Origin of the sequence: Chelatococcus sp. HY11 (genome assembly GCF_018398335.1) — a bacterium.
Taxonomy (GTDB): Bacteria; Pseudomonadota; Alphaproteobacteria; order Rhizobiales; family Beijerinckiaceae; genus Chelatococcus.
Map to the genome: position 1 here is coordinate 128,025 of NZ_JAHBRX010000001.1, position 24,676 is coordinate 152,700.

Annotated in this window: 35 protein-coding genes and 2 tRNA genes; 34 read left to right on the forward strand and 3 right to left on the reverse strand. The window is 63.2% G+C overall.

Features of this window, described 5'->3' with window-relative positions:
• The first annotated feature begins 19 nt into the window (after positions 1–19).
• From KIO74_RS32110 to KIO74_RS00680, 7 genes are all read left to right on the forward strand, one after another.
• Positions 20–145 carry a hypothetical protein gene (locus KIO74_RS32110; RefSeq protein WP_283772102.1) on the forward strand — a complete coding sequence of 42 codons (126 nt, stop codon included), beginning with the start codon at positions 20–22 and terminating at the stop codon, positions 143–145.
• Entirely contained in the window at positions 142–771 is a 630-nt protein-coding gene (locus KIO74_RS00655; RefSeq protein WP_213329474.1) for a hypothetical protein, read from the forward strand. The genes KIO74_RS32110 and KIO74_RS00655 overlap by 4 nt, the downstream gene beginning before the upstream one ends.
• A 289-nt stretch (positions 772–1,060) precedes the next feature.
• Positions 1,061–1,477 (forward strand): DNA methyltransferase, encoded by a 417-nt coding sequence (locus KIO74_RS00660; protein WP_213329476.1) that lies wholly within the window; start codon positions 1,061–1,063, stop codon positions 1,475–1,477.
• A complete protein-coding gene (locus KIO74_RS00665; protein WP_213329478.1) occupies positions 1,474–1,776 on the forward strand; it encodes a TSCPD domain-containing protein in 303 nt (100 codons plus the stop codon). Before KIO74_RS00660 ends, KIO74_RS00665 begins: the two co-directional genes overlap by 4 nt.
• Complete coding sequence (locus tag KIO74_RS00670) at positions 1,777–1,968, forward strand: hypothetical protein (protein WP_213329481.1); 192 nt, start codon at positions 1,777–1,779, stop codon at positions 1,966–1,968. It begins immediately after the preceding gene.
• A 10-nt stretch (positions 1,969–1,978) separates the two neighbouring features.
• Positions 1,979–2,233 (forward strand): hypothetical protein, encoded by a 255-nt coding sequence (locus tag KIO74_RS00675; RefSeq protein ID WP_213329484.1) that lies wholly within the window; start codon positions 1,979–1,981, stop codon positions 2,231–2,233.
• On the forward strand, positions 2,233–2,502 hold the full coding sequence (locus tag KIO74_RS00680) for a hypothetical protein (protein WP_213329487.1): 270 nt from the start codon (positions 2,233–2,235) through the stop codon (positions 2,500–2,502). Before KIO74_RS00675 ends, KIO74_RS00680 begins: the two co-directional genes overlap by 1 nt.
• On the opposite strand, the gene KIO74_RS00685 is transcribed toward KIO74_RS00680, so the two are convergent.
• Together KIO74_RS00685 and KIO74_RS00690 are read right to left on the reverse strand one after the other, a co-directional pair.
• On the reverse strand, positions 2,499–2,909 hold the full coding sequence (locus KIO74_RS00685) for a type II toxin-antitoxin system HicB family antitoxin (protein ID WP_213329492.1): 411 nt from the start codon (positions 2,907–2,909) through the stop codon (positions 2,499–2,501). The two genes, KIO74_RS00680 and KIO74_RS00685, sit on opposite strands and share 4 nt — an antisense overlap.
• A gap of 28 nt (positions 2,910–2,937) precedes the next feature.
• Complete coding sequence (locus KIO74_RS00690) at positions 2,938–3,138, reverse strand: type II toxin-antitoxin system HicA family toxin (protein WP_213329495.1); 201 nt, start codon at positions 3,136–3,138, stop codon at positions 2,938–2,940.
• 214 nt (positions 3,139–3,352) lie between these two features.
• Here KIO74_RS00690 and KIO74_RS00695 point away from each other — a divergent pair, with 214 nt between their 5' ends.
• From KIO74_RS00695 to KIO74_RS00725, 7 genes are all read left to right on the forward strand, one after another.
• Complete coding sequence (locus KIO74_RS00695) at positions 3,353–3,571, forward strand: DUF6511 domain-containing protein (RefSeq protein WP_249730819.1); 219 nt, start codon at positions 3,353–3,355, stop codon at positions 3,569–3,571.
• Positions 3,568–3,963 (forward strand): hypothetical protein, encoded by a 396-nt coding sequence (locus tag KIO74_RS00700; RefSeq protein WP_213329502.1) that lies wholly within the window; start codon positions 3,568–3,570, stop codon positions 3,961–3,963. The genes KIO74_RS00695 and KIO74_RS00700 overlap by 4 nt, the downstream gene beginning before the upstream one ends.
• Positions 3,960–4,253: a hypothetical protein gene (locus KIO74_RS00705; protein WP_213329505.1), complete on the forward strand. Its 294-nt coding sequence runs from the start codon at positions 3,960–3,962 to the stop codon at positions 4,251–4,253. The genes KIO74_RS00700 and KIO74_RS00705 overlap by 4 nt, the downstream gene beginning before the upstream one ends.
• Positions 4,254–4,275: 22 nt before the next feature.
• Positions 4,276–6,585, forward strand: a complete 2,310-nt coding sequence (locus KIO74_RS00710; RefSeq protein WP_213329508.1) for a bifunctional DNA primase/polymerase — start codon at positions 4,276–4,278, stop codon at positions 6,583–6,585.
• 318 nt (positions 6,586–6,903) lie between these two features.
• A complete protein-coding gene (locus KIO74_RS00715; protein WP_213329511.1) occupies positions 6,904–7,257 on the forward strand; it encodes a VRR-NUC domain-containing protein in 354 nt (117 codons plus the stop codon).
• The gene (locus tag KIO74_RS00720; protein WP_213329514.1) at positions 7,254–7,937 is read left to right on the forward strand and encodes a hypothetical protein; all 684 of its coding nucleotides are present in this window, start codon (positions 7,254–7,256) and stop codon (positions 7,935–7,937) included. The genes KIO74_RS00715 and KIO74_RS00720 overlap by 4 nt, the downstream gene beginning before the upstream one ends.
• An 81-nt stretch (positions 7,938–8,018) precedes the next feature.
• Positions 8,019–8,270, forward strand: a complete 252-nt coding sequence (locus tag KIO74_RS00725; RefSeq protein WP_213329517.1) for a hypothetical protein — start codon at positions 8,019–8,021, stop codon at positions 8,268–8,270.
• A gap of 202 nt (positions 8,271–8,472) precedes the next feature.
• On the opposite strand, the gene KIO74_RS00730 is transcribed toward KIO74_RS00725, so the two are convergent.
• Positions 8,473–8,727 (reverse strand): hypothetical protein, encoded by a 255-nt coding sequence (locus KIO74_RS00730; protein WP_213329519.1) that lies wholly within the window; start codon positions 8,725–8,727, stop codon positions 8,473–8,475.
• A gap of 214 nt (positions 8,728–8,941) precedes the next feature.
• Here KIO74_RS00730 and KIO74_RS00735 point away from each other — a divergent pair.
• The 20 genes from KIO74_RS00735 to KIO74_RS00830 all read left to right on the forward strand — a co-directional run bounded on the left by KIO74_RS00735 (position 8,942) and on the right by KIO74_RS00830 (position 24,675).
• Positions 8,942–9,029 (forward strand) — tRNA-Tyr (locus KIO74_RS00735).
• Positions 9,030–9,179: 150 nt separating this feature from the next.
• A tRNA-Thr gene (locus KIO74_RS00740) sits at positions 9,180–9,255 on the forward strand.
• Positions 9,256–9,417: 162 nt separating this feature from the next.
• On the forward strand, positions 9,418–9,927 hold the full coding sequence (locus KIO74_RS00745) for a hypothetical protein (protein WP_213329522.1): 510 nt from the start codon (positions 9,418–9,420) through the stop codon (positions 9,925–9,927).
• Between the two features lie 11 nt (positions 9,928–9,938).
• Complete coding sequence (locus tag KIO74_RS00750; RefSeq protein ID WP_213329525.1) at positions 9,939–10,754, forward strand: HNH endonuclease family protein; 816 nt, start codon at positions 9,939–9,941, stop codon at positions 10,752–10,754.
• 135 nt (positions 10,755–10,889) lie between these two features.
• Positions 10,890–11,429 carry a hypothetical protein gene (locus tag KIO74_RS00755; protein ID WP_213329527.1) on the forward strand — a complete coding sequence of 180 codons (540 nt, stop codon included), beginning with the start codon at positions 10,890–10,892 and terminating at the stop codon, positions 11,427–11,429.
• Positions 11,398–13,314 (forward strand): phage terminase large subunit family protein, encoded by a 1,917-nt coding sequence (locus tag KIO74_RS00760; RefSeq protein ID WP_213329530.1) that lies wholly within the window; start codon positions 11,398–11,400, stop codon positions 13,312–13,314. The genes KIO74_RS00755 and KIO74_RS00760 overlap by 32 nt, the downstream gene beginning before the upstream one ends.
• Complete coding sequence (locus tag KIO74_RS00765) at positions 13,302–13,517, forward strand: phage head-tail joining protein (protein ID WP_213329532.1); 216 nt, start codon at positions 13,302–13,304, stop codon at positions 13,515–13,517. Before KIO74_RS00760 ends, KIO74_RS00765 begins: the two co-directional genes overlap by 13 nt.
• 1 nt (position 13,518) lies before the next feature.
• On the forward strand, positions 13,519–15,015 hold the full coding sequence (locus tag KIO74_RS00770; RefSeq protein WP_213329535.1) for a phage portal protein: 1,497 nt from the start codon (positions 13,519–13,521) through the stop codon (positions 15,013–15,015).
• A gap of 1 nt (position 15,016) precedes the next feature.
• Positions 15,017–17,032 carry a prohead protease/major capsid protein fusion protein gene (locus KIO74_RS00775; RefSeq protein ID WP_213329539.1) on the forward strand — a complete coding sequence of 672 codons (2,016 nt, stop codon included), beginning with the start codon at positions 15,017–15,019 and terminating at the stop codon, positions 17,030–17,032.
• Between the two features lie 51 nt (positions 17,033–17,083).
• The gene (locus KIO74_RS00780) at positions 17,084–17,419 is read left to right on the forward strand and encodes a DUF2190 family protein (RefSeq protein ID WP_213329541.1); all 336 of its coding nucleotides are present in this window, start codon (positions 17,084–17,086) and stop codon (positions 17,417–17,419) included.
• On the forward strand, positions 17,419–17,619 hold the full coding sequence (locus tag KIO74_RS00785; protein WP_213329544.1) for a hypothetical protein: 201 nt from the start codon (positions 17,419–17,421) through the stop codon (positions 17,617–17,619). Before KIO74_RS00780 ends, KIO74_RS00785 begins: the two co-directional genes overlap by 1 nt.
• A 12-nt stretch (positions 17,620–17,631) precedes the next feature.
• Positions 17,632–18,039 carry a hypothetical protein gene (locus tag KIO74_RS00790; RefSeq protein ID WP_213329546.1) on the forward strand — a complete coding sequence of 136 codons (408 nt, stop codon included), beginning with the start codon at positions 17,632–17,634 and terminating at the stop codon, positions 18,037–18,039.
• The gene (locus KIO74_RS00795) at positions 18,039–18,809 is read left to right on the forward strand and encodes a hypothetical protein (RefSeq protein WP_213329548.1); all 771 of its coding nucleotides are present in this window, start codon (positions 18,039–18,041) and stop codon (positions 18,807–18,809) included. Before KIO74_RS00790 ends, KIO74_RS00795 begins: the two co-directional genes overlap by 1 nt.
• Positions 18,796–19,287, forward strand: coding sequence for a phage baseplate assembly protein V (locus tag KIO74_RS00800; RefSeq protein ID WP_213329551.1), 492 nt, complete (start codon positions 18,796–18,798; stop codon positions 19,285–19,287). The genes KIO74_RS00795 and KIO74_RS00800 overlap by 14 nt, the downstream gene beginning before the upstream one ends.
• Positions 19,288–19,297: 10 nt before the next feature.
• Positions 19,298–19,567 carry a PAAR domain-containing protein gene (locus KIO74_RS00805; RefSeq protein WP_213329554.1) on the forward strand — a complete coding sequence of 90 codons (270 nt, stop codon included), beginning with the start codon at positions 19,298–19,300 and terminating at the stop codon, positions 19,565–19,567.
• A 1-nt stretch (position 19,568) separates the two neighbouring features.
• Positions 19,569–19,733, forward strand: coding sequence for a hypothetical protein (locus tag KIO74_RS00810; RefSeq protein ID WP_213329557.1), 165 nt, complete (start codon positions 19,569–19,571; stop codon positions 19,731–19,733).
• 3 nt (positions 19,734–19,736) lie between these two features.
• A complete protein-coding gene (locus KIO74_RS00815) occupies positions 19,737–20,126 on the forward strand; it encodes a GPW/gp25 family protein (RefSeq protein WP_213329560.1) in 390 nt (129 codons plus the stop codon).
• Positions 20,127–20,134: 8 nt separating this feature from the next.
• Positions 20,135–21,061, forward strand: coding sequence for a baseplate assembly protein (locus KIO74_RS00820; protein ID WP_213329563.1), 927 nt, complete (start codon positions 20,135–20,137; stop codon positions 21,059–21,061).
• Positions 21,054–22,328, forward strand: a complete 1,275-nt coding sequence (locus KIO74_RS00825; protein WP_213329573.1) for a phage tail protein I — start codon at positions 21,054–21,056, stop codon at positions 22,326–22,328. The genes KIO74_RS00820 and KIO74_RS00825 overlap by 8 nt, the downstream gene beginning before the upstream one ends.
• A 4-nt stretch (positions 22,329–22,332) precedes the next feature.
• On the forward strand, positions 22,333–24,675 hold the full coding sequence (locus KIO74_RS00830) for a hypothetical protein (RefSeq protein ID WP_213329576.1): 2,343 nt from the start codon (positions 22,333–22,335) through the stop codon (positions 24,673–24,675).
• Position 24,676: the final 1 nt, after the last annotated feature.

Genomic DNA, 24,676 nt, shown 5'->3' on the forward strand with positions numbered 1-24,676 from the left:
TGCACGATTTGGAGGCCCAATGACCAACCAACTCGACAGGCTTGCCCGGTCAGCCCGCATCCTGCTCTGGATGCAGGTCATTTGGACCGCGGTGTTCTATGCGCTTCTCATTGGCGGCGTGATCGCACTGGTGGTGGCGTCGTGACCGTCTGCGGCGTCGGAACACACACCCATGCGGCGCGCGGCGATGACTTCTACGCCACGCCACGCGAGGCGGTAGAAGCATTACTGGCGATCGAGTCCAAATGGCTGCCGCAGGGTACAATTTGGGAGCCTGCCTGCGGAGACGGGGCGATCGTCAATGTGCTGCGAGCCAAAGGACACACTGTCGTCGCCACGGATTTGGTCGATCGTGGCTGCCCCGACAGCGTAGGTGGGTTGGATTTCGTGAGGGACGGTCGCTATCCCGGCCAGGGGGTAACCCAAGCGATCGTCACCAACCCGCCGTTCAAGCTGGCGCGCGAGTTCGTAGAGCGTGCTCTCCACGAATGCGGGTATGTCGCGATGCTGCTGCGGTTGGCCTTCCTTGAGGGCACAGCCCGCAGACCGTGGTTTGAAATGCGGCCTCTTGCCCGCGTCCATGTCGCCAGCCGCCGGCTTCCCATGATGCACCGGCACGGCTGGGACGGGCCGAAGGCAAGCTCCGCTGTGTGCCACGCGTGGTTCATCTGGGACCGCAGGCATGAAGGCCGCCCCGTCATCCAGTGGTTCGACTGGAAGGACTATGCGGCGGCGAATGATAACAAGAGTTCGGAGCGGCTATGCGCGTAGAGACAGTTGGCCTTGCGACACTGTATTGCGGTGATTGCAGAGAGGTGCAGCATGCAATTGGGGGGGCATCGAGTCTATGGTCTCTGATCCGCCTTATGGCATGGCCTTTCAATCAAACCACCGCATAGAAAAGCATAGCGCGATCGCAAACGACGACTGCGCCGAGCTCCTCGTTTGGGCTTGCGAGCTTCCCGCAACGCATTCCAAATACATCTTTTGTAGATGGGATAATCTTAGGGAGGTACCAAAGCCAAAGAGTCTAGTAACGTGGGTGAAAAACAACTGGTCCATGGGTGATCTGAAGCACGAGCACGCAAGGCAGACTGAAGTTGCGCTGTTCTACCCTGGCCCGGATCATTTTTTCCCGGCCGGAAGACCAACAGATGTTGTTGATGCACGCCGAACCGGTAATGGAAATCATCCGACCGAAAAGCCGATACCCCTCATGATGACGGTAGTCGGCTGGACGTCCGGAACAGTCTTCGACCCCTTCATGGGCTCTGGAACGACTGGAGTAGCGTGCGCGAGGATGGGGCGTCCTTTCATAGGCGTTGAGATCGACGAGGGATATTTCGAGATAGCCTGCGATCGCATCGCGAAGGCGTATTCCCAAGCCGACCTTTTCGCTGCGCGTGAGGCGCCTTCGAAGTTCGAGCAGGCGCCACTCTTCGCCAACGACAACACCACCATCCCAAGAGCCGCATGACCCGCGAACCACTACCAAACCGCAGACAGCACGAGGTGATCGAGTTCACCCATGACTTCCACATCTACACCGCCGGCATTGGCCGCTATCACGACGGCCGTGTCGCCGAGGTGTTCATCGACTCCGGCAAGACGGGGACAGGCATGCAGATCAACGGGCGGGATGCCGCCATCGCAATCAGCATAGGGCTGCAGTACGGCGCGCCCATCGACGACATCCGCGAGGCGCTAACGCGCCGTGGCGACGGGACAGCGGAAGGGCCTTTGGGCGCGCTGCTGGATATTCTGGAGGGGGAGTGAATGAAGCGACTTGGAATGTTTTTCTTGGGGCTGGCCGTGGTTCCGGTCGGGGTCGCCCTTCTCGTATCCGTTGGATACGGCGCCGCCTGGTGCGCGATGTTTTTGGGCGTGCCTGCCGCGGTCGCAGCCTACATCGGCGCGCTGATCGCGATTCCATCCGTGGCCCTTGCTGTCTCAGCTGCGGCTTATTGAGGGGGTGAACATGAAAGACGTGAAGAACTTCTGGCTTGGCGCTGGAGTCGGTCTGGCGGCTTTCGCGGCCTTGGCGACGGTCATCGGGGCGCTCACCTTCGCCCTCGAGGCGCTCAAGCCAATCATCGGAATGGGCGCCGCGCTGGCCGCATTGTATGCCCTGGTACTCGCGATCGGTTTCGGCTTTGTCGGTGTCGCCGTTGGCCGGAGCACGTGCAAGCCAGCCTCCGACACAGCCGCCCAGCTCCATGTTGAGGGGCGCTGATGCCAAGCGTCGTGCTCCATAAAGACGGTGGGCTTCTCCGCCTTGTATGGAGCGACACGCGCGCCGTCGTTTACACCGTCCCGCGCCACGTGCGCTTACCAAGCCGCGATGCCGTGCGATGGCTCGCCGACCACTGGACGCAGAACCCCGACCGCATCGGCAACGTCGAAGACATCATGGCGGTCGAGCGCCAGTGCCAGAACCTGCGAGCCAGAGAGCGGAAGTATCGGCAGGTGAAGGCACTAAGCGATTGGCGGGCCGGCCGCTAGGCACGGGCAATTTCCGCGATTGCCGCCCGTGCCAGAAAGCCACTGCGGGTGTCCTTCGTGCGCCGGGCGGCTTCGTCAACCGCAGCAAGCGTGCCTTCGTCCAATGTAATCTGGACGCGCACAGCGCGCCCGCGACGGGCGACGAGGGGCACGCCCACCAAGATCGCGCCGGCTGCCAGAAGGTCTTTTACGTCGGCGTCCTTGACGATATCGGCTGCGTCGCGGGGAGCGGGAACCGTGACACCGTTTTCAACGGCAACTTCCACCCAGTCGCGCAAGGCTTCACGCGCGGCGTCGATGGCTTCGTCCAGGGTATCGGCCATTGCAGTGGCGCCGGGGAGATCGGGGAACGAGGCTCCGAAGGCGCCGTCTTCTGAACGGTCAATGATGGCGGTGTAATATGACATCTTCTCAGATCCTTGTGTTAGCCACCCCTTATCGGGGTGGCCACTTCCAGCCGGCGGCTTTAGCGATCGAAATCATGACACCGGATGAGACCATCTTCCTGCCATGAGGAACGCGGGCGATACGCTTGAGGACCGGGTGCCAGTAGGTGATGTGCTTTTCTGACCGTGACACCACCCAACCCTCCCTTTCCAGCTGCGCCCTGATCTCTGAAGCCTTCATCGTGTTCATGTCGTCGCTCCCCGTTGATGTGTATAGTTATACACCATGAGAGCGGCGCGTCAACCGATTATGTGTATCTTGATACACATAATTTGACGGGACGACAATGGCAATTCCACCAATGGAAGAACCGGCCGACTGCTGGCTGTGCCACCGGCACGCCGAGGGGCTGGGCATAGGCACGGCACGGGAGCCCAAGTGGCTCTGTAAGGAGTGCTCCGTCATGGCCGACGGTATACGCAGCGCGCGCCGTTTGGACGCCTTCGAGGTATTGGCGCTCACGGACGCGGGCGCGGACGGCGGGGCGTATTTGGACGGTTTGGGGAAAACCGACTTGGCCGAACTCACCGAGCATGAATACCGCGAGTTCGTGCGGAAGGTCGTCTTGGGGTTCGGCGCAAGTCTACGGCAGCAGATACGCGAAAAGAGGGCGCCATTTTGAGTATAGCTACAGTCCAGCGCCAAGCCAGCGCAGCGGAAATGGCCGCTGAGATCGACCGACGCGGCGCGGTTATCGATAGCCTGGAGGCGGAGATCGAGCGTCTCCGCGATCTTTTCCGCATGGATGGCGAGCAACATGCGGCGCACATAAAGGATCTCACCGAACGCCATGAGGCCCGCATAACGAAGTATGCGGAGGCTGTGCAGGCACATCGCGACGCAACTGAACGTGCCTACGGGGCTGGCTTTCGAGACGCGAAGGCCATGGCCGCAAGCGTGGTCCGCCAGTGGTCGCTTCCGACGATCCAAACACCGTCTATGTGGCTGATCGATAAGGCCGGTATCGAGGCGGACATTCTGGCTATCGAACTTCCTGCGAGGAATGGGGAATGAGTATCACACCAGACGACCCGCGTCTCGTCTATATGCCGGAGGCCGAAGTCCTCACCGCCAATGGCATAGTTCAGGTGCTCCGGAACCGTTGGTTCAGCGTGCACCCCGAACGCGGCCTGATGTTCTGGCAGCCCGAGAAACGTCGTGCGGGCCGGCTAACCGGCGCCTCTCCACAGTGCAACGGTACAGAGTCCATCGCCCGCGATTTGGCAAAGCGCATGTATCCGTGGGCTGAGACTCGGTTTTTTCCTCTCGTCCTCTTGCCGATCGAAATAAGGGATTACGCATGACGCTCGCCGGATACCCTCTCCAATGACCCTCCTCACCCCCACCACCCCCACCGCGCCAACGCCCTATAATCAGACCGGCTCCACGCTCGTCGACCAAGGCTACAGCGCGATCCCCTGCCGCCCCGGATCCAAGAGACCCGGCTCTTACAGCTATGGCCAGTGGTACGGCCGGAACGATTGGCAGCAGTACTGCAACCGGCTTCCGACCGACTATGAGACCCGTGCCTGGGAGCGCTGGCCCGATGCTGGCGTCTGCGTGGCGCTCGGCTATGCTGGCCTGGTCGCGATCGACATCGATACGGACGACCCGGAGCTGTGTGCCGCATTGGCCGCTGTCATTCCCGAATCCCCGATAATGAAAAGAGGGCAGAAGGGCTTCACGGCTTTCTACACCGGCCCCAGCACCATCAAGTCGGCAGCGTTCAACGTGAACAACGAGCGCGTCGTGGACCTTCTGGCCCACGGCAAGCAGACGGTCGTCCCGCCCACCATCCATCCGGAGACGCAAAAGCCCTATCAGTGGATCGGCGAGGCGCTCGAAACCACGACGCCCGACCGTCTACCCGTCCTCCCCGCTGACATCGCCGAGCGCATTGCGGAGGCCCTGGCGCCGTTTGGCTACGCGCCGACGCATACCCCGAGGCCGCAGGGCGAGGGATACGGCCACTCAATTTGGCGCGACCTCAACGCCAAGGCGCTCGAAGACCTCGACGCGTGGGTGCCTGCGCTCGATCTCCCCAAATGCAAAAAGACGCCACGCGGCTACGTGGCTGTGCCGTTCTGGCGACCGTCAAATCGCGGCCGGCCCACCCACCAGCGCAACCCGAATCTGAAAATCACCCGCGACGGTATCAAGGACTTCCATGACGGGGATCGCGGTTACACCGCCCTCGACGTCGTCATGGAGGCGCTCGGTTGCGGGCTCGACTTCGCGGACCAGTGGTTGCGTGAAAAGCTCGGCTACCAGGAGCCGGACCTTTACGGGCTCGAAGCCTGGTTCCCGAAGGTCGCTGCCACGGAATCCGCGCCCGAGCCATCCGAGCCCCAGCCTGTCGCGGCACCACGTGCCAACGTCAACCCGTTCACGCCGTCTGCTGCCGGCGGGCTCCTGCAGGCCATCTCCCAGTGGGTCTTGGACAATGGACGGCGTCCCGTGCCTGAGTATGCCGTCATGGCCGCCACGACGTTCCTGGCGGGTCTGTACGGCCGTCGCTGCGTCGGACCTACCGGCGCGGGGCTGAACGTCTACTTCGTGGGCTTGGGCTCCTCTGCCCACGGAAAGGGGCATCCGTTGAAGGCACTCAAGACCCTGGCCGTCGACACCGGCTTGCAGCAGCTCGTCGTTGCCGGCGACTTCACGGCCGACAGCGCCATCGAGCGCGCCCTGCGACGCTCCCCGTCCATGGTCGTGGCGTGGGACGAGTTCGGGCTGGTCCTCCAGGGTGTGAACGGCAAGAACGCATCCTCCTGGACGCGCACGGTTCGGCGCGCGCTCCTGGAGGTCTACAGTCTGTCGGCGGACATGTGGACCGGCAAGCAGTATGCGGATCCGAAGCGCGACGATCCCGAGCCGATCTTCTGCCCCACGCTGTCGATCCTGGGCATGACCACGCCTTCAACGTTCTATGACGGTCTGGCGGACGGCAACCTATCGGACGGCTTCCTGAACCGCATGACGGTCATCCACGCCACCGAGACGCCCGAGCGCCGTAAGGCGCCTCCGGTGATGATCACGCCGCCTTCGTTGCAAGCGGCCATCAAGGATGCGGCAAATACCCAGTTCGGCCGGGGCAACCTCGCAGGCGCAAACCACCGTGATTCCCGCGCCAGGCCCCCCCTCCACGTCGTCGAATGGGACAGCCCCGCTGTCGAAGCCCGCTGGCTTGAAATCGAGGATTGGCAGATCGCCGAGATCGAGGAGCGCAACGGCGTCGAGGGCATCATCGGGCGCACCGCCGAGCAGACGATCAAGCTCGCCACCATCCGCGCGCTGTCCCGTGACGGCGCCCGAGCGCGCGTCACACTCGACGATGTTGAGTGGGGTTACGCCGTCGTGCAGCGCTCTCTTGATTGCCTCGATCGCGGCGTGCGTGAGCACATGGCGTCGAGCGAGTTCGAGTCCCTCTGCAAGGCGATCGTCGCGGCCCTGCGGAAGTCCAAAGACGGGGCGATGGGCATGGGCGCGCTTCTCCGCATCAAGGGCATCTCTCGATCGGAGGACCGGCACGTCAACGCGGCCATCGACCGCCTGGTGCGCGTGGGTGACGTGACCCGCACACGTGCCCGGAACGGGGGGCAGGGGCTGAAACTGGCGGAATTGGAGGCCGCGTGAACATGCAGCAAACGTGTTGGCCAAACGTGTAAAAGGGGGATTCTTGCATGTTCGAACGTGTAAAGATGTAGAAATCCGGAAAGGTGCTGCACGTTAAAAATTCCCCTTTTATCTTTATATATCATCTACTTATAACTTTAACATGTAAATATAGGGGGTATACCCTTATACTCTAAAAAGGAGGTCTGAATCTGGGAAGAGTGTATATATTACACGTAAGGCAAAACCGGCCCTGAGAGCCGGGAGACAACAACACGCTCTACGGCCCGCCATCACCCAAGGACAACGATGGCAACCAGACGAATTCCCGAATGGCGCTTGCAGCACGCTGCGATCAAAGCGCTCTTCCAGGCCCGCAAGGATGGCATGCCCCTCCGATACGCGGCCAGCATGAACGCCGGGCTTCGCAGCCCAAGAGACCGGGCAATCGCCAAAGCCACGGGCATGGCGGCCGGTGAACCGGATCTGAACATCTACCTGCCTCACGGCAACCTGCTCCAGATCGAATACAAGACCGAGGACGGCGAGCTGTCCTCAGAGCAAATCGACGCCCACGCCGAAATTCTCGAGCTGGGCTTCCCTCCCGTGGCCGTCGTCATCGCCAAGGACGAAGACGACGCAGCCAGCCAGACCATGGCGCTCGTGCGCCAGCGCATTCAGGACAGCCAATGACCATAGCAGCCAATGACAACGCCCCTTCGGCCCGAAAGCTCGCGATGGACGCGGAGCGGAAGAGAGACGACCGAGCGGCTGAAAAATTGAAGCGCTCGATCAGGGCTCGACAGGCGATCGGGGAGGGATGGGACGGCAGGGCCGACAACGACAACATCGCATGGCCCCTGGCCAAGGCGCTACTGGCCGAAAAGAACGGCGACCTGCTCAAATACGCCATCCGATATCGGCAGATCGAAGCCAGCGCGACGAGCGGCGCGCTGCTGGGAGGGACATCGCAGGGCATGGAGTTCATGCCGCTCGATCAGCGAACCTGGCTCAATGCGAAGGGCGAGGTTGTTAACAAGGGGGCCCGGAAGCTAACCGCCGTGGAGGTGACCGGCGACATCGGCACGCAGAACGGCGCGAAGGTCGCAAAGAAGTGGAACGGCGACGCCAAGGTCAATGCGATGATCGACGACAAGGCCTTGCTGGCACAGTTGCGCAGCCGGCTGGGCCTCATCCTTGAGCCCTTCGAGGATCTTGTGCTGCACGGCGCTACGCTGGAGAGGGTTGGGCGCGCACTCGGTTCGGGAAACATCAATGCAGCAACTGGAGCGGCTAAGGCTGTCGCCCACATGGGCCTCATCGCTATCCGCGACGCACTTGGCGAAATCAGGCGAGAAGACATAGCAGCGTAGCTGCTCATGACCAGATCACCCTCCCGTGCGGGTTAATGGGAAGCCAATCAACTTCCACCGAATTTCAGGAGCGCGTCCTCGATGACGAAGCGTCCAAGCCTCGACCACTATGACAATCGCGACTACGACAACGCCACGCTTTTGACGGGCGACGCATGGGCCAACGATGCCCTGTACATCTCCATGACCGAGGGCAGAACGCATGCCCGCGACAAAGCGCTGCTGAAGCAGTTCGGCGTGGATGGAAGCGTCCCGCTCCATCAGGCGATGATCAACGCTGGCCTGGCAGCCAATGACAACAACCCACCTGTCGCCATGGCCGTTGCCGCATAGCAGAATTTGGGCAGGCTAACAGTTTGCCGATGCGCTCAGCGATCGGACTGCCCACGTAACGACGCCGCCTTGGCTGTGTGCCGGGGCGGCTCACCAATTCACACGGGAGAGCCACGAGGGTGGATGCCTGCGGTTCGTTCGCGGACATGAAAGCCCGAAGCCAAAGCGGACGTCGTATGGCTCCGCAGACAGTGGCGCAAAGTCATTGCGATGTGCCGACCACTTCGAATTCAAAGTCCTGCTGATTGCATTGCTCGCAGACGATGTTGAGCGCCTGGGGGATATTGGCGGCCTGTAGTTGTTCCTGTGAGGGCAGGAGGTCGTCGTAGGGCTCAATAGCGATCCCGCGCTCGTTGATGATATGGCAGTGCTTGCAGACGGCATAGTACCGAACTGACGTTGCACTCAGCTGGTCCGCGGTTAACGGCGGGATGTTTGAGATCTCGATATGGGCCATCGTTTCTCTCCATAAATGTTCCCTATTTGTTCACGTTGAGATTGCTGAGTCAACCCACGGTCATTCCCGGACTGCCTCTGGCGCTCGCCGCTATGCCGCCGGCCCAGGTGACGTGCCGCACGATGCGCGGCCGCCGTCGCCGACCCTCGGAGACAAATCCGACCGGATCGGGTTCCTAGGCCGATCACGACGGGACAAAGGCCGGGGATTATTCGGGAAGGCGCCAAAGCCGGAGAGTTGGGGCGGGCTGTAAACCCGCTGCCTTTGTTGCTGAGTAGGTTCGACTCCTACCCTTCCCACCAGTTCAGCGCGGCAGTAACCGGGGCGGATTGCCCACACGGCGAGCCCGCGCCTGGTGCGGTGACACGGTGATCAGCATGCCGTGGGTGCCCGCCTGATCAGGGCATTTCACTTTGCGAGGGGTTGCTGGCCTCGCCCGCACCACCTCATCAGCCGCCGTAGCTCAGCTGGAAGAGCAGTCCCTTTGTACGGCACAGGTCGCGGGTTCGATTCCTGCCGGCGGCTCCAACACCATCGAGGCATCCGCATGCACGCAGTCGCGATAGCCTTCTGGGTGCACGCCATCCACTGCATGTGGGTTGGCGTGTTCGGTACCTGATCGCCGCAAGGCGACCCTCGGCCGGGTCGAGCACCAACGTGCTCCCCGGCCGCTTTTCTTTTCGGTGGGCCATGCAGATCCTCGTCTCCACAGACGGCGTGCTCCAGCAGTTCGCAGATGCCATCCAACCTGCACGCATGCAGCGCGCCATGCGCGAGGGCTTGCAGGAGGGCGGCAAGAAGACGCTGACGCGGGTCCGTAGGGCATTGCGCAAACAGACGGGCGTCAAGGCTTACAGGGCCATCGTGGAGCGCACGCACGGCAGCATGGCTGGCGACCTCGCCTACGTCATCCGAGGCGAGGGCAAGGGAATGCCGATCGGCAATTTCCGTGTTGGCGTGAACCGCAAGGGCGTGCTGGCCTTCCCATGGGGCACGGCACATCAGTTTAAGCGATCGTTCGCCAGCGGCGGGCGCTACCGAGCGCGTACCACTGCAGCCCGCTTCCCTATCCGCGCCCTCTACGGCCCGTCGGTGGCCAAGGAGATCGTGAAGGACCAGAGTGAGCAGACGTTCGAGCAGTCGGCGCGCACCTTCGTGCTGGACGCCATCACCCGCCGCATCATGAGGGCGATGCCGTAGACGGAGGCGCGATGCAGGCCGATAGAAAAATTTTTGTCTGCCAGCAGTGCCAGGCCGAATGCGTGGTCCCCGAAGGCCAAAAACGCAAGAAGTGGTGCGACGAGTGCCGCGTCATACGCGAGCGCGAGCGCTGGCGGGAGAAGGCTGCTGCAAGGGCGCTTCCCGATGGGCATCCACGAAAGCCGAGGCCTAAGGGCTCTCCCCGCAAGCCACGCACGGCCGAACAACGGCGGGGCGAGCGCGAGAGGGCGGCCGCTAGGCAGGGTCGCGTTCTACTGACGCGCGATGAATACAACGCTCAAGTCTCGCGTCTGGCCGCTGAGCGCCGCGAAGAGAAGAGGGCAGACGCTGCAGAAGCGCATAAGGCAAAACGTGCGGCCGATCGCATCGAGAGCGCAAAGCATAAACCGTGGCTTGCGCCTGGTTTGTCGAGCGCTGAGAGGTGGAGACTGCGCTACAAGCACGATCCGGTGTTCAACCTTCGCGAGCGCGTTCGTAGCCAAGTAAGAGACAGGCGCAAATGCGCTCGACACGAAAAAGGCCTGCGTGGCGCTCTGACGTCAATGACGTCTGGCGGAAAGATCTTCGATGAGCTTGGCTATACACCTGCCCAGCTTCGGGCCTCATTTGAGAGGCAGTTCACGCGAGGCATGTCGTGGCAGAAGTTCTCCCGCGGTCTCATCCACATAGATCACATCTTGCCACTCTCATCGTTTGACTTGGCGAATGACAACGAGGTGCGGTCTGCGTGGTCATTGGCAAACCTACGGCCAATGTGGGCCAACGACAACATCAAGAAGGGCACGCGGCGTGAGGTGTTGTGCTAGGGGCGAGCGATAGGTTCTTCCCCGGTACCCCCACCCCTGCGCGGCGACGGCAGCCCTAAAAAACGCTAGTTCCAGCCGAATTTCCGAGGTTCGCACTTGGGTGTTTCACGTCGAGAGCTAGCCCGGATCCTTGGGGTGTCGGAGGCCGGCGTCCGAAAGGCACTGAGCCAAGGGAAAATCGCGGCGCTGCCCGATGGGACGATTGATCCCGAAGCGGCACGCGAGGCCTGGGCCAAAAACTCTGACCCGGCGCGCACCAAAGTGCGCAGTGCGCGCACCGTGCGCACGGAGACCGATCAGGCGCCGGCGCTCGACGAGGGTGGCGCCCGTGAAGCGGTCAACCTGATCAAGCGCGTCTTGATGGAGGAGGGCGGGGCGGAATCCACTGGCCTCGACTTCGACCAGGCCCGCACGGCCGAGACGATCCTGAAGGCCCGCGAGCGCGACATCCGCATCGCGAAGCTTCGGAAGGAGCTCGTGCCGCTCGACGCCGTCCGCAAGCACGTCAATCGCGCCTTCACAGGCTATCGCCAGGCGGTTCAGGGCATCCCGGCGCGCTTCGGCGCGCAGATGGCAGCTGAGGTCGGCTGTGACGTTGGGCTCCTCGATGTGGCGCTGAACAAAGTGATCGCGATGGTGCTCGATGAATTATCAAGCCCGGTGGTCCGAGCCTGATGCAGAGTACCAAGGCTTCGCCGATGTAGAGGACGAGCTTCGGTATGCCATCCGGCCGGAGCCCGTTCTAACGGTTTCGCAGTGGGCGGATAAGTACCGCGTCCTCTCGACCAAGCTGGCGGCCGAAGCCGGCAACTACCGCACCGATCGTGTGCCGTTTCTGCGTGACGTGATGGACGCGCTGTCGCCCATGCACACCGCACGGCGCGTCGTGTTCATGAAGTCGGCGCAGGTTGGCGCCACCGAGGCCGGCAACAACTGGCTCGGCTACATCATGCATTGGTCGCCGGCGCCCGTCATGGGCGTGTGGCCGACCGTCGACACCGCCAAGAAGGTTTCGCAGCAGCGTGTTCAGCCCCTGATCGATGATTGCCCCGAGTTGCGGGCGATCATGGGTGACGCCAAGTCGCGCGACAGCGGCAACACGGTGCTCGCCAAGACGTTCCCCGGCGGCATCCTCGTGATGACCGGAGCGAACTCCGGTGTTGGGCTGCGCTCAATGCCGGCGCGTTACGCCTTCCTTGACGAGGTGGATGCCTATCCGGGCGACGTCGACGGCGAAGGCGACCCGATCGCTCTTGTCGCGAACCGCACAACGACCTTCGGCCGCAAGGCCAAGATGTTTTTGGTGTCCACGCCGACGATCCACGGCGAGAGCCGGATCGAGCGTGAATATGAGAAGTCGGACCAGCGCCGCTACTTCATTCCCTGCCCAGACTGCGGCGGGATGCAGTGGCTGAAGTGGGAAGGGTTGCAGTGGACGGCAGGCAAGCCGGAGACGGCACGCTACGCTTGCGAGCATTGCGGTGTTCTGTTCGAGGAGCGCCACAAGACGTCGTTCCTGGCGAAGGGCGAGTGGCGCGCGACGGCTGAACCTGTCGATCCGAACTCGGTGGGCTTCCATATCTCGGGGCTCTATTCGCCGCTCGGGTGGCTCTCCTGGGAGGAAATGGCGCGCGAGTGGGAAGAAGCCCAAGGCGACATCTCGAAGCTCAAGACCTTCAAGAACACGCGCCTCGGTGAGACGTGGTTCGAAGCGTCCGAGCTCGTCGACTGGGAGCGGATCTACGAACGGCGCGAGAGCTGGCAGCCGGGCACGTTGCCTTCGGGCGTGACGATGATCACGGCGGCGGTCGACGTTCAGGCAAGTCCGGCGCGCCTCGAGCTCCACGTGTGGGGCTGGGGCGAGGGGCTGGAGAGTTGGGCGATCGAGAAGCGGGTCTTCTACGGCCCGGCCGACGATCCGAAGACATGGGCCGGGGTAGAGCAAGCCCTCGACGATACGTGGCGCCATACGTCCGGCGTGCTGATGAAGATCGATCTGCTCGCCGTGGACACCGGCGACCAGACGACGGCCGTCTACGGCTGGATCTCGAAGCAGGACCAGGCGCGCGTGCTGGCGATCAAGGGGCGGCGCGGCTACGAGGCTAATGCGCCCGTCTCGACGCCGACCAACATCCCGTTCGGGCGCCGCAAGCGCGCGATCCGGCTGCGGTCGATCACCGGCGACGTGTTCAAGGCGGAGCTCTACCGGTTCCTGATCCGCGGTCGTGAAGAGGCTGGAGCATACCCTCCGGGATATGTCCACGTGCCGGATTTCATGGATGCGGAATGGTGCAAGCAGCTGGTCGCTGAGCGACGGGTACGCCGCAAGACCGGTCGTTACGAGTGGGTGATGGATCACAAGGCCAACGAGGCGCTGGACTGTCGGGTCTATTCCAGAGCGGCGCTTTGGACGCGCGGCGTGGCGTCATGGTCGCCGGAGCGGTGGAAGCGGGAGCGCGAGGTCAGAGGCCTTGATGCGGTTCCGGTCGAGCGGGTGCAGCAGACGCAGCCCCGTGCCAATTCATTTTTGGGTGAGAGGCGGCGCGGATGGCTGACCTGACGACGGAGGAGAAGCAGGAGCTTCTCCTCGACTTGAAACGCGCGCTCGCCATGGGCGCGCTCCGCGTCCGCGCCGGAGACCGGGACATCACGTACCGTTCCCGCGAGGACATGAAGCGGATCATCGCCGATCTGGAAGCCGAGTTGGACCCGCCCACGCGGCCAGCTTCAAGCGCTCGCCTCATCTCCTTCCACAGGGGGTAGCATGAACCTGCTTGATCGGGCGATCGAATACGTGTCGCCCAAGGCGGGGTTGCGGCGGCAGCGGGCGCGTGTCCAGTCGGACATTCTGCGCCGTGGCTACAGCGCGACAAGACCGAGCCGGGCAAACGGCGGCTGGGTCAGGGCGGGCACTTCAGCGGACGCAGAGATCGGCGCCGCGGCTGACAAGCTGCGGGCCATTCAGCGCGACCTCAACCGCAACAACCCGACCGCCGCCAAGGCTGTCACCGCCTGGGTGAACAACCTGGTCGGCCCCGGCATCGTGCCGCGGGCCAACACGGGCGATGCCGAACAGGACAAGATCGTCAACGATCTCTGGGACGAGTTCTCAAAGGTCGCTGATGCAGATGCCGGCTCGGATGTGTATGGCCTTCAGGCTCTGGCGGCGCGCGAGATGGTGGAGGGCGGCGACGCGCTCATCCGCCGCCGTCCTCGGAAGGCGCGCGACGGTCTGCCTGTCGCGATGCAGCTTGAGGTGCTGACGGCCGACTACTTCGACTCCTCGGTCACGCAGAGCCCGGCAGGGCGTGAGGTGATGCAGGGGATCGAGTTGGATGCCCTCAACCGCCGTGTTGCCTATTGGCTCTACAACAAGCATCCCGGCGACGCGTACCGCATTGGTCGGAACGATCTGAAGTCGCGTGCCGTCGCTGCCCAAGAGGTTACGCACCTCTATTGGCGCGAGGCCAAGCAACTCCGCGGCGTTCCGTGGGGTGTTTCAGCAATGGAGCACCTGCGAGACCTCGCCGATTACGAGCATGCGGAATTGCTTCGGAAGAAGCTGGAAGCTTGCGCCGTCGGCGTGGTTTCCGACTTGGAGGAGGGGACAGGCGCCAACGGCGAACCGATCGTCGGAACAAGCGCGATCGTTGACGGCACCGGCCAGATGGTCGATCGCTTCGAGCCCGGCATGTTCGTGCATGCCCGCGGCGGACGGTCGGTGACGTTCAACCAGCCTCATGCGGTCGGTGGGTACTATGAATACAAGCGGGCCATGCTGCGGACGATCGCGGCGGGCTACAGGCTGCCGTACGAGATCCTGTCCGGCGACCTGGAGAACGTGAACTATTCGAGCATCCGGGCCGGGTTTCTGGAGTTCCGCCGCTTGGTCGAGTCGCTACAGTGGCAGGTTTTGATCCCGCTCATGTGCGAGCCGATGTGGCGCTGGTTCTGCGACGTCGCTTATCTCGAGGGAAGGATCAACTCGCCGAATGTTCCGGTGATCTGGACGCCGCCTCGATTTGAGTCGATCGACCCGCTCAAGGATGTCACCGCTGATGTCATGGAAGTGCGCGCCGGCCTGACGAGCATGACCGATGCCATCGCGAAACGCGGTTACAACGCCGACGACGTGCTGGCCTCAATCAAGTCGTGGAACGACAAGATCGACGCCGCTGAGATCATCCTCGACACCGATCCCCGCAGGGTCACCCACACGGGCGCGATGCAAGCCGCACTGACGCTGGCGACGAAGGACTAACATGCACAACACGATCGAGCTGCCCCGCCAGGTGCGGGGCGCCGAGGTGCGCGCGCAGAGCTTCAACGAAGAGGCGAACACGATCGATATCGTGTGGACCACTGGAGCTCGGGTGCGTCGCTACTCGTGGTCGGACGGGCCGTATGACGAGGAGCTTGAAGTCTCCGCGTCGGCCGTCCGGCTGGAGCGCCTGAATGCGGGCGCTCCCTTCCTGAACACGCACGATAGCTGGTCTTTGGAGAATGTGATCGGGAACGTCGTCCCCGGCACGGCTCGTATTGAGAATGGGCTTGGCGTTGCCAAGGTCCAACTCAGTAAGCGCGAAGACGCGGCCGGCATTGTTCAGGACATTCGAGACGGTGTGATCCGCAACATCTCCGTTGGCTACCGGATTCACCGCGTTCTGAAAGAAGAGAGCGACGATACTCAACCCGCTCTGTTCCGCGTGACTGACTGGGAGCCGCTGGAAATCTCCGCGGTGCCAATTCCCGCCGACCCAGGCGCGCAGATTCGCTCTGACGCCGGCACGAACACTGTGATCATCGAGCGCTCCGGCGCTTCTCTTGAGGGAGCCTCTATGGCTGACCAAAATACCGCCGCAGAGGCCACTCGCGGCAACGACACTCCCGTCGCTCCGGTTGTTGAGCAGCGGGACGTAGCGGCCGAGCAGGCCCGCATTGACGCGGCTGTTGCAGAACGCGTCGAGCAGGCCATCTCTGACGAGGCCGAGCGCGTTGCCAAGATCACTGAGCTTGCGGCTCGTGCCCGCATGCCTGAGTTCGGCGCGGATCACGTTCGCAAGCGCACTAGCCTGGCGAACTTCCGCGTGGCCTTGCTCGATGCGATCGCCGATCGCGACGATGGTGAGACGGCGCCGCGCGCGAGTGTTGGCGAGGAGCACCATGAGAAGCGCGCAGCGCTGATGCAGTCCGCGCTGCTCCACCGTGCCGACCCCGCGGCGCCGTTGGCCGATGGCGCGCGTGAGTATCGCGGCTTTTCGCTGATGGACATGGCCCGCGAGGCGCTCGAGGTTCGTGGCATTCGCACCCGCGGCATGTCGCGTAACGAGATCGCCGGCGCGGCGCTTGCGCAGCGCTCCGGTTACGGCTCGACCTCGGACTTCCCGATCATCCTCGGCAACGTCGTGAACACGACCCTGCGCGCCGGCTATGAGGCGGCGGGCCAGACCTTCCGGCCGCTTGTCCGCGAAGTCACCGTTTCCGACTTCAAGGCGGTGAACCGGGCGCAGCTCGGCGAGGGTCCGGCCTTCGACAAGGTCAACGAGAGCGGCGAGTACAAGCGCGGGTCTCTGGCCGAGGGTAAGGAATCGTACAAGATCGCGACCTACGGCAAGGTGATCGCGATCACCCGCCAGGTCATTGTCAACGATGACATGAATGCCTTCGGGCGCATTCCGCAGCTTATGGGCGGCGCCGCTGCCCAGCTTGAGAGTGACCTCGTTTGGGCGCAGATCCTTGGCAACCCGACCATGGGCGATGGGACCGCGCTGTTCCATGCGAACCACGGCAACCTGCCCACGGCCGCGGCCTTCGACATTGCGCCGCTGGGCCTTGCCCGTGCGGCGATGGCGAAGCAGACCGGTCTTGACGGCAAAACCGTTCTGAACATCCGCCCGATGTATCTGATCGTCCCGGTGGCTCTGGAGACGACTGCGGAGCAGAAGCTCAAGTCCGTGTTCTATCCGGATACCTCCGCCGGCGTGGCAACCAACTCGATGAAGAAGCTTGAGATCATTGTCGAGGCTCGCCTCGACAATGGTATCGCCAAGGGCGCGGCCACCCCGAGCAACATCGCGGGCTCCGCGACCGCCTGGTATCTGGCGGCTTCGCCAGCCCAGATCGACACTGTTGAGCTTGCCTATCTCGAGGGCAATCGCGGTCTCTATATCGAGAGCCGCCAGGGCTTCGAGGTCGATGGCCTCGAGGTGAAGGCCCGCCTTGATGTCGGTGCCAAGACAATGGAACACCGCGGCTTGCTCAAGAACGCTGGCGCGTAAGGTACGGGGGGCGCTTCGGCGCCCCCTCTTCCTCGAGGAGGGATTTTTTTTATGAAGAACTACATCCAGCCGGGCGACACCCTGACGTTGCCGGCACCCTACGCGGTGGCCTCCGGCGACGGCGCCCTGGTCGGCACGCTTTTTGGCGTCGCCACCGGAACCTACGCCAACGCCGAAGAGGGCGAGTTCAAGACGAACGGCGTCTTCGACCTGAAAAAGAAGGCCTCGCAGGCCTGGACGGTCGGCGCGGCCATCTACTGGGACAATACGAACAAGGAAGCCACAACAACCTCGACCGACAACACCAAGATCGGTGTTGCACTGGTCGCCGTAGGCAGCGGCGCCGGCGAGCTCGTCGGTCGCGTCCGCCTGAACGGCGCGTTCTGATGAGTAAGACTGCTGCAGCTGTAGCGGTCCTTGAAGCGCGCGGGGTTCGGGTTTGGCGCCCCATGCGCTCTATTGCACTGCTGGATGACGCCAATCCCCGCAAGTGGAATCACGGTGAAGGCGACGTGCGGGAGTATCTGAAGCTCCTTGCCCTCCCGTACGCCGGCCTATGGCCGGTCATCAACGCCATCCTCGCTTAAGGAAACGCCGGCATGTCCCTGTTCCAACGAATCGAGCGACGTGCCGGCGCCACCGTAGACCATGCCCACGCCGAGTGGCTGGTGTGCATGGCCAAGGGCGACGCCCGCAAGACGGTTGGCGCCAGCGCCCCCGGCACTACGACCCGCCCCGACCTGCGATTCAAGGCGCTGTTCTTCACGAACAGCGGCGAGAAGGATCTGAGCGGCGAGACGCTCGACGGCCGCTGGCAGACGCAACTTCCGTATTGCGACGCCAGGGTCGACGTTCGGCCGGAAGCGATCCCGGAGGGGTACGCCTTCCGGGAAGGTGACCGCATTGTCGCCGAGGATCGGCCTGGCAGCCCGTCGTTCGAGATCGCCCGCGTTGACCGGGTTGGCCTTGGGCGGATCTCGCTGCGGCTCAACATCATAGGTGGCTGATGCTGTCACGCCTGGCCCTGCGGACGCTGGCGGTCCTGGCCCTGCGCGGGAAGACGTGGGCTGGGGATGAGGTCTACGACTCGTCCTTGGCGGCGATTGACCAGATCGAGCCGGGCGAAAAGCGTCCGTTCATATCGGTCTATGTCGATGATGCCACGTACGAACCGCAGGCATCCGACATCATGACAGCGCCGTGCGCCGCGTCACTCGTCCTCGAGATCGGAGTGACGGCCAGGATGCGGGATGAGAATGGCGAGACTCTGTGGGGCGTTCCGTTGACGGACGCGGGCATGGAGGCGTCGCTGGACGTCATCGAGCGGCAGGTTATGCGGACGCTGTCCCAGGATCCCGCGCCGTGGTCGGAAATGTACCGCCGGTTTGTGTCCCGTACGAAGAAGCGCACATCGACGCGAGGCGCGTCGTCGGAGAAGGGCATCAGGTTCGCCGGGCGGCAAATCACCCTCGACGTGGACTTGTTCAGGGATCCAGCATTCGGCGGCCCACCGGGTCCGTTGTGGACGGATCTGATTGCCGCGTTTGAGCAGGATCCTGACTTGGCAGGCACTGCCGAAATCTTTCGCGCGGCCATCGCCGAAGACGCTGGGCTGCACGATTGGCAGCGCGTTCGCGGCTATCTCGGGTTGACGCTCGATCAGGCTCGCGCATTGCAGATCGCACCGCCAGAGCCGGCCGAGGACACATCGCCTCCTTTGCTGCATGTCACGGCGCCCGGCGCCGAGCCGGAGCCCCCGACCTATGAGCTTCCGTGACCTGACGCGGGCGGTGCTGGACATCCAGTTCCGCCTTGCTGAGATCGAGCGCCGCGGTCGAAATGCCAACCGCATTGGCACGATCGCGTCCGATGAGGACATCGACGCCGAGAAGGGGCTAGCGCGGGTTACGCTGGCTGACAAGGACGGTAAGACCTACAAGTCCGGCTGGTTGCCATGGAGCGAGCAGTCGGCCGGCGCGACCAAGACGCACTTCCCCCCCAGCAAAGGGCAGCAAGTGCGGGTACGCTCGCAGAACGGCGAACTGTCCGACGCCGAGATCGAGCTCAGCGTCCCGTCCGACACGAACACGCGAGCATCCAAAAAGGCCGATGAGAACGTCATCCTCGATCGAGGCAAGACGCGCATTGCCGTCAGCGACGGCGGTGACACCGTCACGCTGTCGTGCGGCGCCTCGTCCATCACGATCACGGATGGCGAGATCCGCCTGAAGGCTCCCAAGATTCATCTGAACTGAGGCGCAACGCATGCCTGGAATTGCCCGGCGTCCGACGGACGCGGCCGGCGGCAACCACATGTCTGGTGCCCAGCACACGGTCTTCGCGGAGGGCGCGGAAGTGGTCGTGCTCGGCGACCTGGTGCAGCCGCACGGGCCGCCGCCGCATAGTCCGCCACCGGCCATGGTGGAAGCGTCAAGCACCGTCTTCATCAACGGAATCCCGATCTGCCGGGCCGGCCATCTGGCCTCGTGCGGACACGCAACAACCGGTTCAAGCACCGTCTTTCACGAGGGCTGACATGGAAAAGCAACGCTACGAAGTCCTGAAAGAGGGCTTCCTGAACAACGCCTACAAGAAGGCCGGCGATATCGTCCGCATGACCGAGGCCGAAGCGAAATACTTCCTGCCTCCGCATGACGATCGGCTCGCTCCCGCCAAGCCCGCCAAGCCAAAGAAGGCGTAAGGGATGGGAAGCGCCGGCTTCGATCGGCGCACTGGCAAGGTTCTGCGGGACTGGGACCACACGCGCCAATCCATCGAGATCATCCTCACCACCCCAAAATACACGCGCGTGATGCGCCGCCTGTTCGGCGCAGACCTACAGTCCCTGATCGACGCGCCGATGAATCCGCGTGTGATCCTGGCTGCCTTTGTCGCTATCGCCGAGGCATTGGAGCCGCGCGAGGTCGAGGGCTTTCAGCTAGGCGAGCCCCGCTTTCGGCTGGTCAGCGTGAAGGTGGCTGACGCGCAACAGGATGGGCGGATCACGTTCGAGCTTACAGGCACCTATTTCCCGAACGGGCATCTGGGTGACTTCACGACCGGCAACGAGCGGGTCGCCTCCGTTTCCGTGTGAGGTTTTCCATGAGCCGCTTTTCGGCGTCGACGCTCGATCTGTCGCGCATCGACAAGAGCACGCTGTTCGACCCCCTGTCGTTCGAGACCTTCCGGCAGGAGCGCATCGACGACCTGAAGGCGCGGCTCGAGGCCGCCGGGATGGAGTGGGACACGTTCTCGCTTGAGGACGACTCGAACATCCCCCTGCAGGAGACTGGCGCGCTGCGCGAGATGTTCGTCTCGCAGCAGATCCGCGACGTTGCCTACAACCTGACCCTCGCTTTCGCGAAGGGCGTCTGGCTCGATCGGCTGGGCGACCAGCACGGCACGGCGCGCATGCCGCTGGTAGCGGAGCCTCGCGACTTCGCAACCAATCCAGAAGATTGGGAATCCGACGACCGCTACCGCGGCCGCATTCAGCTCGCGCCGGAAGGCTTTGCATCGTCTGGCACGCCCGGCGGGTATCTCTACCACGCGATGGCTGCTTCGATTGACGTGCGCGATGCGGCTGTCGTGGTCCGGAACAAGGGCAAACACGACCCCATCGTCGAGATGACGGTTCTATCGCGCCTCGCCAACGGCGAACCGTCTGCTGCGCTCACGCGCGCCGTCCGCTCGCGGTTGATGCGCGATGACATCAAGCTTCTGACGGATGCCTTGCGGGTGCGCCCCGCGCGCCCCGTGTCATATGCGGTGAAGGCAACCTTGCTCATCCCGCCTGGGCCGGATCCGGCCGTTATCAAGGCGAACGCGGTTGCTTCGGTCCAAGCCATGGGCGACCGCTACCGGCGCCTTGGCGGCGGCGTCCCGCATTCCGCGATCGTCGCGTCCTTGCATGTCGCGGGCGTCGACAGCGCCGTGCAGGTGATGCCGACACAGAGCGTCGAGACCCTGCGCTTCCAATATGGGTTGCTGACGGGCGTCGATATCGCGGTGGAGGTGATGAGTGGCTGATCCAGTCTCTCTACTCCCCGACCCGACGCCGTGGGAGTTGTCCCATGAACTAACCGACGCCCAGCGCTGGTCACTCCTCGATCCGCAGTGGATCGTGCGCCAGACGGATCCGATGACGTGTGATCCGTCGATGCTTCCGGTCATTGCCTGGGGACGCTCGGTCGATCTCTGGTACGAAGACTGGAGTCTGGAAAAGAAGCGCTACGTCGCTGCCAACTGGTACGCCTACGAGCGTCTGAAGGGCAAGGCCGAAGGTTTCCGGCGCTTCTATAGCCTGGTTGGCGTGAAGCTGCTCAAGGTCACGGCGCCGCCGCAGGGTGTCTATCCGAAGCGCGGCTGGACCGACGAGGAACGGCAACGCTACCTCGCCCAGTTTCAGCAGATCCGCATCTACCCCAAGGTTCCGGTCCGCGAGTTCCAGCGCGGCTTCTTTGTCGCCTCAGCGGCGAGGTCAAAGGCGTTCGTCGGCCGCGTCGCGCCGACCGCGCACAAGGTCACGATCGATACCGTTGTGCGCGAGGCGCGTCTTTACGATCCCACGTCGGGCCAGGAGACAACGCTCACTCGCCGCGAGGTGGCAAGTCAGACGGTTCACTTCGGGTCGGCCTATCGGTTCGAGGATATCGTCCTCCCGGCCAAGGACGGCGGCTTCTATGTCGGCGACCATCTGCGCAATCGCTACCTGCGTGGTGAGCGCGCGCCCGAACGAGTCATCCGAACCGAGATTCAGCGGCCTTACGGTGTCGCGGTCTCCCGGCCCCAGTGGTCGAGCGTTGTGCCAACCGGGCGGCTCATCTCGATCAAGCCCGACTTGATCCGCGAACGCTTCCAGGATCGCGGTTCCTTCATCGGACGCGCGTCTACGGGCAAGCGCACGGCGATCTATCCCAAGCGCGACAAGGCGTGGCAGCACGTCTACGAGCGCTTCTACCTCTACGATCGAACGCGCGATAAAGGCGTGTCGGCCGGCGAGCGAGGCTCCTATGTGGGCCGCTGCTATCTCGGGATGACGCCCTACACGGCGCGCATGAAGGTCGAGATCCGCGGCAAGCGCAAATCCCGCGAGTTCCGCGTTGGGCGCCCGCCTGGCCTTTATCTGAAAGCCGAAGATCGCAGGCTCCTTGACCGCTCGCTTGAGGCCACAAGGGCCGCCAAGTCGTTGCGCGACACGATCTTCCTCCAAACCCAGACCCGCCGCAATCGCCGCTTTGGCGACCGGATGACCTTTGGCGACCGGATTGTCTTCGGCGCGAAAGTGGAGACATAGCCTCGTGCTGAGAGAAGTCATCTTCCGCGATGATCAGAAGATCACTACGCCGGACCTGAATAACCTTGGCGCCTTTTCGCGCCAGACCTTTGACGCCCTGGTCGCCAACGCGGTGTCGAGCCTTCGCTACTACACGGGCTTTACTGTCACCAAGACCGGACAGACGGAAATCACGGTTGCCGCGGGCCATTATTGGGGCGGCGGGCCTGTCTTCGTACGATCCGAACCGACCGTCTTCAACGTCCTGACGGGTGGCACCTACATGCCGAACGTCACGAAGCGCATCGTCGCGGTCGTGGCCTATGGTGAGCCGATCGAGACGGACGTCCAGGAGCGGTCTTTCGAGATCGACGACCAGGGCAATACCGAGCCGCAATCGGTCGCTATGGAGCGCCTGCGCTATGCGCGCATCGCCCTGGTGCCCGGCGCCGAAAGCCCGAGTCCCGTTCGGCCCACCCTGGACGTCGGCCTGATCCCGGTTGCCTGGGTGACGCTCTCCACGTCTGGCGTCGACAGCGTCGAGATGGACGAGAACTATCGGCTTCCGTCCGTGGAATCGCTGAAGCAACTGATCGACGCCATCAACGTGTGGCGCGATCAGATCGGGCAGATTCTCGACACCATCCAGTCGGAGCTCGTGCGCATTCAGGCGGCGATCCCGCCGGACTATCGCGATCTGCTGCTCAGCCTGTTGGCTCGCCTGGAAGCCCTGGAAAACCTCGCCAAGCAGCCGGCCAGCGCCGTCAGGACGTTCATCGACAAGTTCTCGAACCTGTCGGACAGCGACACGGCCTATGCCGGCTACGCCGCGCTGGTGGATGACGGCCTGCGGTTCCCGCAGGGTGATCCGAGCTACACGACGGTGGCCCTGGCCAACCCGCTTGACGCCAAGGTGAAGATCACCAACGGCATCATGACGCCGGCGCAGGATGCCACGGCCGTGCGCCTGTCGATCGGCAACCCGGATGGCGCGCTCTCCATCAGCCAATACCCGGTGCAGACAACCGAGCGCGTCCAAAAGATGATGACGCGCACCGTCACCAAATACGGAGACTGGTTCAATCTGTGCCGCGGCGGCCCGAAGGCGAGCGTCGACGATCTCCTGCGCTACCTCGGCGACGACATGACGCTCGCCGAGGCGAAGGTCGTTTACGAGGCGCTGTTCAACACGGTCAAGGCCGGGAACATTGAGCTCGACGACAAGCATCAGTTCGAGTTCCGTGGGGATGACGGCGAGACGTACACCTTCGAGATCAAGAGCTACAAGGCTGGCCGGGGATCCTACAACATCCGGCTTGTCTCGCTCGAGACGCACGAAGAGCCGTATTGGGACACGGTGACCAAGACCGTCACGGTGACCGCATCGCAGATCACTCAGACCTTCTTGAACGCGACGAACGGATGGCTGACCGAGGTCGGAATCCAGTTTGACCAGGTCGGCACGACGAGCGATGTGCAGGTTTACGTCTTCGAGGTCGCCAGCGACAAGCCGCTCAAGAACTCCATCATCTCGCGGGGCTCGATTCCCGTCGCGAACCTGGTGGGCAACGCGCTCAATAAGTGCCAGATCGAGCCGGTCTACCTCAAGGGCGGGCGCGCCTATGCGATCGGCATTGCGTCGACCGGCAACCACTTCGTCAAAGTCCGCACGGGCAACAAGTATCTGTCTGGGTCGGCTTTCTACCTGTCCGATCTCGGCGAATGGGAGCCCGTCCAGAATAGCGGCGACATCTGCATCAGCCTGTTTTTCGGGGCCTTCAAGCAGTCCCGCATTGAGGTCCAGATGCAGCCGCTCACGCGGGTTGATGGCATCGCGGGCATTCGTCTGAACGCCGCTCAGTACGTCCCGGAGGGCACGCAGTTGCTTTGGGAGGTGCAGCGCGCCGGCAAGTGGTACCAGATCTCTGAAGGCGAATACGGCGCCCTCGACGGCAACCCCACGCTGGTGAATCTGCGGGCCGTGTTCGTCGGAACGCGCGATCTGATGCCGGCTATCGACACCACACAGACCGAGATCGAGCTGCTCGGCCCGGTCGGCAACCTGACGCACTTCTCGAAAGAGCGGACGCTTGGAAGCTCCACGACGAGCATCCAGGTGCACTACGACATCGCGGGCTACGACAAGGACGAGCACACCTTCGGGTGCAGCCTGATCCTGGACGGCGGCGCGACCGAGGCGGCGGACAGCGTGACCATCACGCCCGATCCGCTCGACGCGACGACGGCTCGAGCCGTGGCTGTGTTCACGCCAGCGGCCTTGACCAAGTACCGCGTGAAAACGACCGGGAGCCGTGGGTCAGCGGCGGCTGGCTTCGTCGCGACCGAGCGTCGTGACTTTGTGTTCTAAG